The 15,308-nt window shown below is 67.0% G+C and carries 8 protein-coding genes; 5 read left to right on the forward strand and 3 right to left on the reverse strand.

Features of this window, described 5'->3' with window-relative positions; genetic code table 11:
• Positions 1-6: 6 nt before the first annotated feature.
• Positions 7-3,108, forward strand: a complete 3,102-nt coding sequence (locus SYV04_RS22205; RefSeq protein ID WP_321547862.1) for an efflux RND transporter permease subunit — start codon at positions 7-9, stop codon at positions 3,106-3,108.
• Between the two features lie 43 nt (positions 3,109-3,151).
• A complete protein-coding gene (locus tag SYV04_RS22210; RefSeq protein ID WP_321547863.1) occupies positions 3,152-3,748 on the forward strand; it encodes a manganese efflux pump MntP in 597 nt (198 codons plus the stop codon).
• A gap of 39 nt (positions 3,749-3,787) precedes the next feature.
• On the opposite strand, the gene SYV04_RS22215 is transcribed toward SYV04_RS22210, so the two are convergent.
• Together SYV04_RS22215 and SYV04_RS22220 are read right to left on the reverse strand one after the other, a co-directional pair.
• Positions 3,788-4,252 carry a GNAT family N-acetyltransferase gene (locus SYV04_RS22215; RefSeq protein WP_321547864.1) on the reverse strand — a complete coding sequence of 155 codons (465 nt, stop codon included), beginning with the start codon at positions 4,250-4,252 and terminating at the stop codon, positions 3,788-3,790.
• Positions 4,253-4,340: 88 nt separating this feature from the next.
• Positions 4,341-4,700 (reverse strand): hypothetical protein, encoded by a 360-nt coding sequence (locus tag SYV04_RS22220; RefSeq protein ID WP_321547865.1) that lies wholly within the window; start codon positions 4,698-4,700, stop codon positions 4,341-4,343.
• 550 nt (positions 4,701-5,250) lie between these two features.
• Between SYV04_RS22220 and SYV04_RS22225 the strand changes: the two genes are divergently transcribed.
• Together SYV04_RS22225 and SYV04_RS22230 are read left to right on the forward strand one after the other, a co-directional pair.
• Entirely contained in the window at positions 5,251-5,637 is a 387-nt protein-coding gene (locus tag SYV04_RS22225; protein ID WP_321547866.1) for a DUF6310 domain-containing protein, read from the forward strand.
• Positions 5,634-6,392: a DUF5953 family protein gene (locus SYV04_RS22230; RefSeq protein ID WP_321547867.1), complete on the forward strand. Its 759-nt coding sequence runs from the start codon at positions 5,634-5,636 to the stop codon at positions 6,390-6,392. Before SYV04_RS22225 ends, SYV04_RS22230 begins: the two co-directional genes overlap by 4 nt.
• A gap of 40 nt (positions 6,393-6,432) precedes the next feature.
• On the opposite strand, the gene SYV04_RS22235 is transcribed toward SYV04_RS22230, so the two are convergent.
• The gene (locus SYV04_RS22235) at positions 6,433-8,901 is read right to left on the reverse strand and encodes an RCC1 domain-containing protein (protein ID WP_321547868.1); all 2,469 of its coding nucleotides are present in this window, start codon (positions 8,899-8,901) and stop codon (positions 6,433-6,435) included.
• Positions 8,902-9,024: 123 nt separating this feature from the next.
• Here SYV04_RS22235 and SYV04_RS22240 point away from each other — a divergent pair, with 123 nt between their 5' ends.
• Positions 9,025-15,210 carry a pre-peptidase C-terminal domain-containing protein gene (locus SYV04_RS22240; protein WP_321547869.1) on the forward strand — a complete coding sequence of 2,062 codons (6,186 nt, stop codon included), beginning with the start codon at positions 9,025-9,027 and terminating at the stop codon, positions 15,208-15,210.
• The last annotated feature ends 98 nt before the right edge of the window (positions 15,211-15,308 follow it).

A 15,308-nucleotide genomic window follows, 5' to 3' on the forward strand; every position in this document is an offset into this window, starting at 1 on the left:
CGAACCATGATTGCTCGAATCCTCCAGGCCTCCTTCTCCCGGCCCGGCCTCACCTTGGTGCTGGCCCTGGCCCTCTCGGCCTTCGGTGCGATGGCCTTCCGGGGCCTGCGCCGGGACGTCTTCCCGGACCTGTCCGCTCCCATCTTCAACGTCATCGTGCAGAACCCGGCCATGGGCGCGGAGGAGTTGGAGACGGCGGTGGCCATGCCCATGGAAGTGGCGCTGGCGGGCCTGCCAGACGTGCGCCGCATCCGCTCCACCTCTCAGCTCGGCGTCACCCAGGTGACGGTGGAGTTCGAGCCGGACGCGGACTACTACCGCAGCCGCCAGCTCGTGGCCGAGCGCGTGGCGGCGGCCAACACCGAGCTGCCGCCCGGCACGGACACGCCGCTCGTCTCCAGCCTCACCGGCCGGCTCAACGAGGTGTTCGAGTTCACCCTGGAGGCCGAGCCGGAAACGGTGGACCTGATGACGCTGCGGGACCTGGCCGAATTCGAGGTGAAGAACCGGCTGCTCGCGGTGCCAGGCGTCGCGGGCGTCGAGCGGCTGGGCGGCTACCTGCGGCAGTTCCAGGTGCAGCTCGACCTGGAGCCAATGGCCGCACGCGGCGTCAGCCTCGACGAGGTGGAGCACGCCCTGGAGGGCGCCAACCTCAACGCCTCCGGCGGCTTCGTGGTGCAAGGGCCCATGGAGTGGACGGTGCGTGCCGTGGGCCGCGCCCAGACGCTGGAGGATTTGCGCAGCACCGTGGTGGCCATGCGCGGGGGAACGCCCGTGCTGTTGGGCGACGTGGCCGACGTGCGCGAGGGCCCTGCCGTTCGCCGGGGGCTGGCCCACCGCCTCAAGGGCGAGGTGGTGAGCTGCCGCGTCATCAAGCAGTTTGGCGCGGACACCATGCGGGTGGCGGCGGGTGTACGCGAGGCGCTCACGGAAGTGCAACAGAGCCTCCCCAAGGGCGTGCACCTGCGTGTCGTCTATGACCAATCGGAGCTGGTGGGCTCCGCGCTGGGAGGTGTGAGCCGGGCCATCCTCCTGGGAGCCTTCCTCGTGGTGCTTGTCCTCTTCGGCCTGCTGGGGGACTGGCGCGCGGCCATCATCGTCACCCTCACGCTGCCGCTCTCCCTGGCCCTGGCGGGCCTGCTGCTGAAGGCCACCGGCATCGGCATCAACACCATGACGCTGGGGGGACTGGCCGTCGCGGTGGGCCTGCTGGTGGACGCGGCCATCATCGTCACCGAGAACATCGTCCACCGGCTCCACACCGGAGCGGACCCGCAGGCTCGGCGCAAGGAAGCGCTCTCGGCCTCGGTGGAGGTGGGCCGGCCGATCACCTTCGCCACCCTCATCGTGGTCTCCGTCTTCATTCCCCTCTTCGCCATGACGGGCATCGAGGGGCGCATGTACCAGCCCCTCGCGGCGACCGTGGTGGCGTGCCTCGCCGCCTCCCTGGCGCTCGCCCTCACGCTGGTGCCAGTGGCCTCCGGCCTCTTCCTCCGGCCGCGCAAGCAGGGGCAGCAAGAGGACGTGTGGCTCATCCGCAAGGTGAAGGCGGGGTACGCACCGCTGCTGGACGCCTGCATGCGGCGGGCGGGGCGGGTTCGGGTGGTGGCGCTCGCCATCACGGTGCCTGCCCTGGCGCTGGCCTTTGCCGTGGGCAGCGACTTCATGCCCCGGCTGGACGAGGGCGCGCTGCTCATCCAGACGATGCTGCCACCCGAGGCGTCGTTGGAGGAGGTGGACCGGCTCAACCACCGCATGGAGGACGTGCTGCGCGAGTTCCCCGAGGTGGAGGACGTGGTGCGCCGCACCGGCCGGGCCGAGCGCACGGAGGACCCCATGCCGCACACCGTCTCGGACGTGCTGGTGGTGCTCAAGCCGGACAGGAAGAAGAGCCTGGAGCGGCTGGAGGCGGAGATGCGGGAGGCGGTGGAGAAGGTGCCTGGAGTGTCCGCCCTCTTCACCACGCCCCTGGGCATGCGCATCGACGAGGGCCTGGGCGGCAGCCCCGCCGATGTCTCGGTCCGCATCTTCGGCCCGGACCTGGAGACGCTCGCCCAGTTGGGTGAGCGGGCCCGCGCCGTCATGTCGCGGGTGGAAGGCGTGGAAGACCTGCGCGTGGAGAAGCTCAGCGGACTGCCGCAACTGCGCATCGAGGTGAACCGGGCTGCCGTGGCTCGAGTGGGCCTCACTCCGGGCGATGTCATCCGAGCGGTGCGCGTGGGGCTCGTCGGGCAGGAGGCATCCCAGGTGTGGCAGGGCCAGCGTCGCTTCGACCTGGTGCTGCGGCTGGCCGATCACCACCGGGGAGATGTAACGGACTTGCGCAACCTCCTGGTGGACGGGCACGACGGCACGCGGATTCCGCTCAGCCAGCTCGCCACCATCGAGGAAACATTCGGTGCGGGCAGCGTGCGCCGTGAGGCCGGCAGCCGCCGCATCGCCGTGGAGGCGGGCGTCTCGGGACGCGACCTGGGGAGCACGGCCGCGGAGATACGTGAGCGACTCTCCCAGGAGCTGAAGCTGCCCACCGGCTACTTCATCGACGTGGGCGGCCGGGTGGAGAGTCAGGAGCGCGCGGCGCAGTCGCTGGTGATGGCCATCGCGGTGGCGCTGCTGGCCGTCTTCGTCCTCCTGTACCTCGCGCTAGGCTCGCTGGCCGAGGCGCTCGTCATCCTGGCCACGCTGCCAGACGCCTTCGTGGGCGGCATCCTCGCGCTGCTCATCGCGGGCGAGACGTGGAACGTCTCCAGCCTCGTGGGCCTCATCGGCCTGTTCGGCATCGCGGTGCAGAACGGCCTCGTGCTGGTGTCACAGACGAAGAGCCTCATGGCCGAGGGCAAGCCCTTCCCCGAGGCCGTGCGCGAGGCGAGCATCGGTCGCGTGCGCCCCAAGCTGATGACGGCGGGCACGGCCATCCTCGGCCTGTTGCCGCTGCTGGTGCTGCCGCTGCATGGCACCGAGATCGAACGCCCCCTGGCGGTGGTCATGGTTGGGGGGCTGCTGACCTCGACCGTCTTCACGCTGCTGGCCCTGCCCACCTTCTACGCGCTGGTGCATGGTGTCCAGGAGCGTGTGGGTCAACGTCTCGCGGCTCGGAGGGCCCCATGAGTCGGAGTCCCGAAGTCGTGGCCAAGCTGGTAGAGGACCTCACATGCCCCTGATGACCCTGCTGCTCCTCTCGCTGGGATTGGCGATGGATGCCACGGCCGTCTCCATCGCGAGTGCTGTCGCGGCTCCACGCGTCCGGGCGCGCGATGCCCTCCTGCTCTCCTTCCTCTTCGGTTTCTTCCAGGCACTCATGCCCACCATCGGCTGGGCCGTGGGTGCCCAGTTCGCGAACGCCATCTCCGCCTGGGACCACTGGCTCGCCTTCGTGCTCCTCGGAGGCATTGGGGCCAAGATGCTTCATGAGGCGTACACCCACCACCATCCGGGAGAAGGAGACGTACGGAAGGCCGGCAAGGCGTCCAACGCGCGCAGCCCGTTTCATCCAGGGCGGCTCGTCATCATGGCGGTTGCCACCAGCATCGACGCGCTGGCCGCGGGGGTGACGCTGCCATCGCTCAACGTCTCCATCGCGACGGCGGCCGCCATCATCGGCGGGGTGACCTTCGCGCTGTGCTTCCTGGGGGTGAGTGTCGGCCGTCGATTCGGCGAGGCGCTCGAAGGCAAGCTCGACATCCTTGGTGGCCTCGTCCTCATCGGGCTCGGCATCAAGACGCTTCTGGAGCACCTCCTCGCAGCCTGAGGGAGACGGGGCGGCGTTGAACACCGGTGCCCCACTGCTTCAAGGCGAGGTGGGGTTCGGCCCCAGCCTCATGAGCACCTCAGCCACTCCGTCCGCGTGCTGCGGGTTCTCCTGGGCCACCATGCGGAAGCCGCACTTCTCGAGGACGCGGATCGACCCGACGTTGTGGACAGCGACCCACGCATGGAGCGGACGAATCGGCTCGAGCACGAGGAACTCCGAGAGCGCCCGTGTCGCGATGCCCTTGCCCCAGTGCTCGCGACCCATCCAATAGGCGACGAGGCGCTTGCCGTCCTGTTCCCAACTGCCGATGTACCCAGCGACCCGGCCGCCCATGACGATGGTGCGGGTCACGTTCTCGGGGCGGAGAACCCTCGTGCGCCAGTGGGTCAGGAAGGCATCGCGTTCCCGCGACGGGAATGCGGCCATGCGCAGCGCGACTGCGTCCCGTTGGTGCTCGAAGAAAATCGGCAAGTCTTCATCTGTCACGTCGCGCAGGATCACCAAGATGCTCCACCGGGCCCAGCTCCCCCCATTGCCTGGTACTACAGTTGTAGTAAAGGCTTCGTAGAGCCTGTTTCGGTATGATTCTTTACGGCCCTGTAAAGTAGATACGATTCTTCTGCGCCACGTACAGGTAGAAGGTCGCTGCGTCGAGTGCACGGTGCAAGGCTGCTTCTTCAGCCTTCGTCAACTCCTTGTCCTGGCTGACGACTAGGTTATCGCTGAACTCCGTTCGAAGCTTGCGCACGGCGAATACCAAGCTGATGAGATCACTCATTTTCTTCTCGCTGGCGCGCAGCGTGCGCTCAGCCTCCATCGAAAGATCGTTCCTCGTTAGCTCAGCATCAGCATCAACTACTTTCGGCTCAGCGGAGGGAGCAGCCTTCTCTTTGAGGACGAGCCATGTCACCAATGCCCCGAAGAGCGCTGCGAGAATGATGGATTCCATTCGAGCAGTATGCCCGTCCCTCGCGTGTGCCTGAAGCCTGCTACTACAGCCGACCGTCTTGCCCCCTTCAGGACGGGGGACGTCGAGCTGATACCGGGGCCGAGTTGGCGCTGTCCGACGCGCGCGCCCCCGGATCAAGCTGTCAGCGCATGCTGACAGCTTCCCGACGGGAACTGGCCCAACTGCGACCCGCACAGCCCCCTCTTCGATGAAAGGACGTGGAATGAACTTCCAAACTTGCAGCGCACTCCGCCAAGCCGTTGCCGTTGCCGGAGTCGTAGCGGGGTGCGCCACCTCTCAAGAGGCGCCTGAGACCTACGCTTGGGCGCCTGTACGCCCACCCCCTGTGCCCGGCACGGGCCTCCCCACCCCCGGGCAGCCAGGGCAGGTTCGTCCCCAGCCCCTGCCGCGCAGCCCACACAAGCGCGTGTTGCCGCCCACCCGGGAGCCGGGCCTTTGGGCCGGAGACGCTCCTCGGGCCTCGCAGGAACCGGAAGCGGACCCCACACCGGAGAGGTCCAGAGCGAACAGGAGGGACCCACCTGCCCCGGTGACCGCGGAGCGCCGCCGCCCGGAGTGCGAGCCCATCCCGGTTCCTCACGCGGGCGAAGACGACCCACATAACGAGTGCGCCGACACGTTTCCGCCGAACCGCTACCCCGGCAATGACGTGCTCGTTGGCGGCAAGCGCTTTGATGCGCTGCAAGTCGGCGTGCGTGTACTATGGGAGATCAAGACCCATCGATTTGAAACGTACAGTGGCTTTCTGCGGGGTCAGGTGACCAGAGATCAGGTGGTCGAACTGGTGGAAGCTCGAAACATCGCGGCGTCATGTGGATATGGTTTCGTCGTTGGGGTGAGCACCCAAGCCCACAAAGACGTGCTGGAGGCAGCCGAGCCCTCTCTCACCCTCGTCGTCACGGGGTGCGAGCGATGACCGAACAAAATTCACTCCTTCTCATCGTCTACGCTCCTGCGCTCGTGGGCAATGACGGTCGCTCGCTCGCGGTAGTCCATGGCATGGAGCGAGCGCTTCCCGGCTTGCGTTTGGAGTGGAAGGTTTCTCCGGAGGGGAAGCCCATCGCGTTGCCGCAGCGTGATGCGTGGCTCGTCGAAGGAACCCAGAGCGGCGGATTCCCTCTCGTGTGCAACGGCGACGAGGGGTACCCTGTGACGGTCACGGGATGGGGAAAACCGGCACGCCTCAGCCCAGGCGGCCAGCCCCTGCTTGAAGTCCATGCAAACCTGCCACTGGACGGGGCCGTGCTCACGGCATCGACGGAGTTGCTCGAAGGCGTGGCAGAAGGAGCGCGCGCGCTGTGGGGACATGCGACTCCGTTCAGCGCCGGGGTGGAGATCGCGCGACAAACGACTGATCCGGTGCATAAACCAGGAGGTCCTCCTCGGGGGCTGCCTGCGCTCAAGTTCCCAGAGAAAATCCGCTCGTCTGAGATTCCGCATCGCCTCGGATGGCTCAACTACTGGTCTGCCGCTGCCGCAGGCGCCATTGGGTTTCCGGCCCCCTCGCGTGACGCGGACCTACTCTCTCGGGCGCGGCGCACTACGAGCGGCGGGTGGATCGTTCGGCTCACGGATGCCCCACTCGATCTCGACAACCCCATGCACCTTGCGGCGCTCATGCGCGTGTATGAGCGCTTCCCAGAGATCGGCGGGCGCGTTACTTCGGGCTGAGCGGGTGCCCCCTCAGGGCGTTGCTTCACAGCGTCCCCTGTCAGGGGAAGAGGGACTCCACCGGGACGTAGTAGCGCCCCTGGCTCCCGTCACCGAGCTGCCCGTTGTCGCTCGAGCCCCACGCCCAGGCTGTGTTGTCGTTCCTCACGGCCTGCGAGTGAAGAGCGCCTGCGGAGATGGCAATGACGTCGAGCAACTGGGGCACCTGCGTCGGAGTGGTCCGCTGGGTGGTCGTTCCATCGCCGAGCTGTCCGTTGGCGTTGTTGCCCCAAGTCCAGACAGTGCCCGTGTCGCTCAGGGCCAGGGAGTGGCCAGAGCCCGCGGCCACGGCGATGATGCTGACCAGCCCATCGATCCGCGCAGGCGTGAGCCGGATGCTGGTCGTCCCATCGCCCAGCTGCCCATTGTAGTTGGCGCCCCAGCTCCAAACCGTGCCATCGGTTCGCAGGGCCAGCGAATGTTGGCTCCCCGCCGCGACGGCGAGCACGCCCGTCAGTCCCGAGGCCTGGACGGGACTGAGCCGCTGGGTGACTGTCCCGTCTCCGAGCTGGCCGGAGGTGTTGCCGCCCCACGTCCAGACCGTTCCATCGCTGCGCACCGCCATCGAGTGGAAGAAGCCCGCGGAAATGGCGGTGACGCGGGTGAGGCCCGGAATCTGGACGGGCGTGGAGCGTTGGGTGGTCGTCCCAAGACCGAGCTGCCCGGAGTTGTTGAAGCCCCAGGCCCAGACGGTGCCGTCACTGCGCAGCGCCAGCGCGTGGTAGACGCCCGCGGCCAGCTGGGTGATCTGGGTGAGCCCAGAGACCGGGATGGGGGTGAATCGGTCGATCGTGGAACCGTCTCCGAGCTGTCCGAAGTGGTTGTAGCCCCAGGCCAGGACGGAGCCGTCATTGAGCAGGGCCATGGAGGAGAGGCTTCCCGAGACAACCTGGGAGACGCCTGCCAGCTCCGCCACCTGCGCGGGGGTTGCACGGCTCAATTCACTCAGGGCACCGAGCTGCCCATAGACATTGTTGCCCCAGGACCAGACCGTGCCATCACTGCGCAGGGCCAGCGCATGGCCCGAGCCACCGGACAGGGCGGTGACCCCGATCAGGGCAGCGAGCTGCGAGGGCGTGTGCCGTTCCGCGGGTATGCCCCTGCCCACCTGTCCGGAGGTGTTCTGGCCCCAGGCGCGAACGGTGCCATCGGCTCGCACGGCCAACGCGTGGTTTCCTCCCGCCGCGAGCGCCGTGACCTGGGCCAAATCCACCACTTTCCTGGGGGTGCCCGAGTGGGCGCCCTGCCCGATGCCGAGCTGGCCCCAGGCGTTTTCCCCCCAGGCCCAGACCGTGCCGTCCTGCTGCAAGGCCAGCGCGTGGTTGCCTCCGGTGGCAACGGCGGTGATCTGCGACAGCTCCGGCACTTGCGTGGCCGAGTTGGAGATGGAGAGGCCATTGTAGCCCCAGGCCCAGGCGGTTCCGTCCGAGCGCACCGCCATGGAGAAGTTCTCGCCAGCGGCGACGGCGGTGACGCCAGTCAGCTCGACGACCTTGCCTGGAGTCGCTCGGGAGTTGCGCGTCCCGTCTCCCAACTCGCTGTAGCTGTTCTGGCCCCATGCCCAGAGCGTGCCGTCATCCTGGAGGGCCAGGGTGTGTGCCTCGCCCGCGGCGATGGCGATGATGTTGCTCAGCTGGGGGACTTGTCCGGGAGTGGGTCGGGAAAGAGGAGACGCCTGGCCCAGCTGGCCCTCGCCGTTGTCCCCCCAGGTCCAGACCGTACCGTCTTCACGGAGAGCCACCGAGTGCTGGGTTCCCGCGGCGAGGGCGGTGACGCCGCTCAGCTCCGCCACCTGGGCCGGCATGGCTTGGGAGGCGGGACCGGTGTTGCCGAGCTGGCCCTCGGAGTTGTTCCCCCAGGCCCAGACCGTGCCATCGGCCCGCAGGGCCAGGGAGTGGGTCCCTCCCGCGGCGACAGCGCGGAGATCCTTCAACGCCAGGATTTGGGTGGGGCGAATGGCAGGTGGGCTGGAAGCCGCCCCTGTTCCGAGCTGACCCTGGGTGTTGTCGCCCCAGGACCAGAGGGTGCCGTCGGCGCGCAAGGCCAACGAGTGGGCGTTTCCCGCGGCCACGGAGGGTGTCGGGCAGGCCGTCACGGAGACCGTGAAGGACCGGGAGGCAGTACCCTGCTGAGCATCCGTGACGGTGACGGTGACGGTGACGACGGTGCCCGCGGGTAGACACAAGGGGGCCGTCCACGTCACCTCGCTGGTGGTCCCGGTGCTCGTGGGGGCTCCGGCGGAGCCATGACTGGCCACCCATGAGAACTGGAGCTCGCTGCTCTCGGCGTCCTGGGCTGTCACTTGGAAGGTGACAGTTCCCTCGGCCATCACGCTGCTGGCGGACTGGTGGGCTTCCGTGAAGGCGGGGGCGGTGTTCTCGGTCGGACCCGCGTCAGGTCCTCCATCCGGGCCTCCTCCACCGGAGTCGGCACAGCCGGCCACGAGCAGGAGCACCGCCAGTACGCCCATGAAGCCGCGCATCTTCTGAAGAATAGCTGCACCGGGAGTGAATAAGAGGTTTTTGCTTACGTCCGCTTCCGAACATCCCTTGGGAGAAGGGCCTCGTCCTGACTGGACGAGAAAGCACAACTTATGAGCCGTCATCTGAAGAGTACGTTCCTCGCGCTGTGTGCGCTGGCATTCACCTTGAGCATCGCAGGTTGTTCCGGCGGAGAAGAGCCGCTGAATCCGTGTGAAGGGCTCACCTGTGGCGCGGGGCGCTGCATCGACGACGCGGGGAGAGCAGCCTGTGAGTGTGACTCGGGCTACCACGCGGAGGGGCTGACCTGCGTCAAGGACAACGAGCCGCCGAAGAACCCCTGCGAGCCGAATCCGTGCATCCAGCCCAACCGCGGGGTGTGCCACAACGTGAGCGGCCAGGCCGTCTGCGAGTGCAATCCGGGAACCCAAGAGGGGCCAGGAGGCGCCTGCATCATCCCCAGCCCGTGCGAGCCGAACCCCTGCACCCAGCCGAACAAGACGGACTGCAGTGTGTCCAACGGCCAGGCGGTCTGCGCGTGCGTGAGCGGCTATGTGCCGGACGGCGAAGCGTGCAAGCCGGAGCAGACCGTCTCCTGTACGGGGCAGCACTCCGAGGGAGACGCCTTCGAGCCCGATGAGTGCCCGGCGCTCGCGCGCGCCGTGGGCGCCAGCGGGACGCTGAACGAGGAGCACACGCTGAGCCCCGTGGGCGATGAGGACTGGCTGAAGCTCACCGCCGTCGCGGGGCACGTCTACGAGGCCGTCGCCACGGGGGCGGCGGGCGCGCGGCTGAACCTGGATGTGTACGCCGCGGACGGCACCACGGTGCTGGCGTCGGACCATCGTGGGCAGGCAGTGGCGAAGCTCGTCCACAAGGCAGCAGCGTCGGGAGTGCTGTTCTTCCGGATCCGCGCCTTCGTCAGCGGCGAGACGGGGGCCTACACCCTCTCCATCGTGGATCTGGGCGAGGACGACTTCGCGGATGAGCCGTCGCTCGCCACCCGGCTGAACGTGTCCAGCGGGACCCCGGTGTCCGGGGCGCTGCAGTTCGAGGGGGATCGGGATGTGGTGAAGCTGCCGCTCACGGCGGGCCACAGCTACCGCTTCGAGGCGGCGTGGAGCGCCACGAGCACCGACTCGCTGCGGCTCGAGCTCATCGCGCCCGACCAGACGACGGTGGTGGTCTCCAGCCAGCAGGTGGCGCCGAGGGCGCTCACGCGCATCACCATCACCGGGGACTACTTCCTGCGGCTCCAGGAGCCCACGGGGAGCCTGCGCGCGGGCTACACCTTCACCGTGACGGATCTGGGAGTGGATGACCATGGGGATGGGCCTACCGAGTCCTCCCCGGTGATCATCGACGCGCCGCCCGCGGACGGTGGCTTCGAGCATCCGGAAGACGTGGACGTCTTCTCGTTCCAGGCGCAGGCGGGCCATATCTATGCCTTCACCTGCAGCCCGAGCGGAGGGACCACGGCTTGCCACGTGAGCCTCTCCGATGCGGCGGGCAACGTGCTGGCCGTCGATAACAACGGAGGCACGGGCTACATCGTCCATGAGTACGCGCAGGCGGGGACGTACTACTTCCGGCTCTCCTCGGAAGGCGTCGGGAGCTACACGTACCGGCTGGAGGACCTGGGCTTCGATGACCACGGGGACACCTCGGGCACCGCGACGGCGCTGACGGCACCTGCTTCGGGCTCGGGCCGGCTGGAGCTTCCGGGCGACGTGGACGTGTTCTCCTTCACCGGCTCCGCCGATGAGACCTACGAGTTCACCTGCACCGGCACCTCGGTGGACTGCAATGTGCTGCTGGTGGACTCCAGCGGCGGCACCGTGGCGTCCGACACCGACACCACCGCCAACGCGCGGATCGTCTACCGGCTGCCCCAGGCGGGAACCTGGTTCCTGCACGTGAAGAGCACGCCGGTGGGCACGGGGAGCTACGGCTATCAGCTCGTGAGCCTGGGCACCGACGAGCATGGTGACACTCCCGCCACCGCGACGCCGGTGGGCGTGGGGGCTCCCGAGGCAGGCGGTCGGATCGACACGCCGACGGATGTGGACGTGTTCTCCTTCGACGCGCTCGCGAACCACATCTACGAAATCACCTGCACCAGCACCCAGCTGACCTGTCAGCTGCAGTTGCTGAACGCGGCGGGGGCCGTGCTGGACTCCAACAGCGGCACCCATGCGAAGGTCGTCTACGAGGTGGGCGCCGCGGGGACCTACTACTTCCGGCTGGCCAGCGCCTCCAGCACGGTGGGCACCTACGCGTACCGCGTCGTGGACCTTGGGGTGGACGACCACGGGGATACCCGGGCCACCGCTACGCTCATCACGGCCTCCACCACGAGCAGCACGGGCCGGGTGGAGACGCTCGGCGATGTGGACTACTTCTCGTTCGCGGGAGCGGTGAACACCACCTACGAGTTCAGCTGCTCCAGCAGTGCCATCGACTGCGATGTGGTGCTCTCCGACGCCAGCGGCGCCGTGCTGCTGTCGGACACGGGCAGCAGCAGCGAGGCCAAGGTGACGTATGTGGTGCGCACGGCGGGCACCTTCTTCCTGAAGGCCTCCAGCGGGACCACGACGACCGGTGACTACACCTACCAGCTCAAGAACCTGGGACCGGATGACCATGGCAACACCCTCGACAACGCCACGGCCGTCACCCCGTCCACCACCTTCAGCAATGGGCGGATCGACTCCGCGACGGACGTGGACGTGTTCTCGTTCGTGGCGGTGGCCGGGCACATCTACGAGGTCGAATGCACCACCACGACCATCGACTGCGACCTGGTGCTGATGGACAACACGGGCACGGTCATCGCCTCCGACACGGGCTCGGGCACGACGGCCCGGGTGCGCCTGGAGCTGAACACCGCGGGCACGTACTACTTCCGCATCCAGCCGGGCACCACCACCTTCGGTAACTACTCGTACCGGGTGCGGGACCTGGGGCTGGATGACCATGGCGATGCGCCGGCCACCGCGACCCTCCTCGTTCCCATGGCGAGTGCCGCCACGGGCCAGATCGAGACGTCCGGGGATGTCGATGTCTTCGCCTTCAGCGCCACGGCGAACCGCATCTACGAGTTCACCTGCACGGGGGCCGCGGGCGACTGTGACCTCGAGCTGGTGAATGGCACGGGAGACGTGCTGATCCGGGACAACAGCTCGTCCTCCTCCGCCAAGGTCGTCTACGAGTTCGGGACCGAGGGGACCTACTACCTGCGGCTGCTGTTCGGGAACGCCTCGACCACCGTGATCGGAGGCTACACCTACCAGCTCAAGGACCTCGGGGTGGACGACCACGGAGACACGCTCGCCACGGCGACGCTCATCACCCCGTCCGCCACCGCCAGCACAGGCCAGCTCGAGACGCTGGGAGACCTGGACTACTTCTCGTTCTCCGCCTCGGTGAACACCACCTACGAGTTCAGCTGCTCCAGCAGCGCCATCGACTGCAACGTGGTGCTCTATGACTCCAACGGTACGGCGGTGCAGTCGGACACGGGCAGCAGCAGCTCGGCCAAGGTGACGTACCTGGTTCGGGCCGCGGGGACCTTCTCCGTGAGGGTCTACAGCGGCACGGCCACGCTGGGCGCCTACACCTACCAGCTCAAGAACCTGGGAACGGACGACCACGGCAACACGCGGTCCGATGCCACAGCGGTGACGCCGTCTTCCACCTCCGTCAATGCACGGATCGACGCGTCGGGGGATGTGGACGTGTTCTCGTTCGAGGCGGTGGCCGGGCACATCTACGAGGTCGAGTGCATTGCCTCGGCGTTCGACTGTGACCTGGTGCTGATGGATGCGGAAGGGACGGTGATCCTCTCCGACACCACCAACTCCACGTCCGCGTCAGTGCTGGCGGAGCTGAACACGGCGGGCACGTACTACTTCCGCATTCAGCCAGGGAGTTCGTTTGGCGCGTACGCCTACCGGCTCCGGGACCTGGGAATGGATGACCACGGGGACAGACTGGCCACCGCCACACCCATCGCTCCCTCCGCTACCAGCATCAACGCCCGGTTCGAGGTGAGTGGGGATGTGGACTGGTTCTCCTTCACGGCGGAGGCGGGCCACATCTACGAGTTCACCTGCGCGGCCCAGTACGTCAACTGCAACGCGTACCTGTATGACGCGGAGGGCACGCTGCTGCTGTCGGACACCGCCACGAGCAACACGGCCCGTGTACGGATGGAGTTCACCACGGGCGGTACCTACTATGTGGCGACAGTGGCTACGGATTGGGCCACCTACACCACCAGCCACTACACGTACCGGTTGGTCGACTTGGGCGTGGATGACCATGGAGATACGCAGGCCACCGCCACGCCCATCGTGCCTTCCACCACCAGCACCCCCGCCCTGTTCGAGGTGAGTGGGGATGCGGACTGGTTCTCCTTCACGGCGGAGGCAGGCCACGTCTACGAGTTCATCTGCATTGCCTCGCTCATCGACTGCAACGCGTACCTGTACGACGCAACGGGCACCGTGCTGCGCTCGGACATCGCCTCGTCCTCCACCGCTCGCGTGCGGATGGAGTTCACCACGGGTGGCACCTATTACCTGAGGGCCGTCGCCGCCGATTGGTACTCCACCAACGGCTACACCTATCAGCTGCGCGATCTCGGGGTGGATGACCATGGAGATACGCAGGCCACGGCCACGCCCATCGTGCCTTCCACCACCAGCACCCCCGCCCTGTTCGAGGTGAGTGGGGATGTGGACTGGTTCTCCTTCACGGCGGAGGCAGCCCACATCTACGAGTTCACCTGCAGCCCCTCGTCCATCGACTGCAATGTGTACCTGTATGACGCGACGGGCACCCTGCTGCGCTCGGACACCTCCACGAGCAACGCCGCCAGCGTGCGAATGGAGTTCACCACGGGAGGCACCTACTACCTGAGGGCGGTCGCCGCCGATTGGAGCACCACCAACGGCTACACGTATCAGCTGCGCGATCTCGGGGTGGATGACCATGGAGATACGCAGGCCACGGCCACGCCCATCGTGCCTTCCACCACCAGCACCCCGGCCCTGTTCGAGGTGAGTGGGGATGTGGACTGGTTCTCCTTCACGGCGGAGACGGGCCACATCTACGAGTTCATCTGCAATGCCGCGTTCATCGACTGCAACGTGTACCTGTATGACGCAACGGGCACCCTGCTGCGTTCAGACACCTCCACGGGCAAACTCGCGAGCGTGCGAATGGAGTTCAACACGGGAGGTACCTACTACCTGAGGGCGGTGGCCGCCGATTGGGGCTCCACCAACGGTTACACGTACCGGTTGGTCGACGTGGGCGTGGACGACCATGGAGATACGCAGGCCACGGCCACGCCCATCGCTCCTTCCACCAGCAGCACCCCCGCCGTGTTCGAGGCGGGTGGGGATGTGGACTGGTTCTCCTTCACGGCGGAGGCCAGCCACGTCTACGAGTTCACCTGCAATGCCGCGTTCATCGACTGCAACGCGTACCTGTATGACGCGGCGGGCAACCTGCTGCGCTCGGACACCGCCTCGTCCTCCACGGCTCGCGTTCGGATGAGGATGACCACGGGTGGTACCTACTACCTGAGGGCGGTGGCCGCCGATTGGTTCTCCACCAACGGCTACACGTATCAGCTGCGTGATCTCGGGGTGGATGACCATGGAGACACTCAAGCCACGGCCACGCCCGTCGTGCCTTCCACCACCAGCACCAACGCGAGCATCGAGGTGACGGCAGACCAGGACTGGTTCTCCTTTACCGCCGCGGCAGGCCAGACCTTCGACTTCTTCTGCACCACGAGCAGCTTCGACTGTGACCTGTTCCTGTACAACGCGGCAGGCACGGAGCTGGCCTCCGACACCAGCAGTTCTACGAACGCGCAGCTGACTCGGCGGTTCACTGCCGCGGGCACCTACTTCGTGAAGGTCATCTCCGGCAACAGCGTGCTGGGCCCCTACGCCTACCGCTTGAATGACCGTGGCGTGGATGAGCACTCGGACACCTTCACGGGAGCCACCGCGCTCACGCTGGGGACCGCCACGGCTGGCAACATCCAGATCGCCAGCGACCTGGACTTCTTCGCCGTCAACCTCGCATCCAGCACCGGGTACACGCTGACTCCGACGGGCATCGCCCTCACGCTCACCGTGTATGCCCCGAACCAGACGACGGTGCTCTATACCGGCGCGGGCCCTGCCACCTTCACCAGCACCGCGGCAGGTGGCACCCACTATGTCCGCGTGCAGGGAGCCGCCTCGGGCACGGGCGCTTACACCGTCACGGTTCAATAGGAAGCACTCGCCCACTCACTGAAAAGAGAAGGCGCTCCAGCCCTGAACGAGCTGGAGCGCCTCCTAAGACCGCAATGTCCGCTTCTTGCTGGAGATCA

Source organism: Hyalangium ruber (genome assembly GCF_034259325.1).
Taxonomy (GTDB): Bacteria; Myxococcota; Myxococcia; order Myxococcales; family Myxococcaceae; genus Hyalangium_A; species Hyalangium_A rubrum.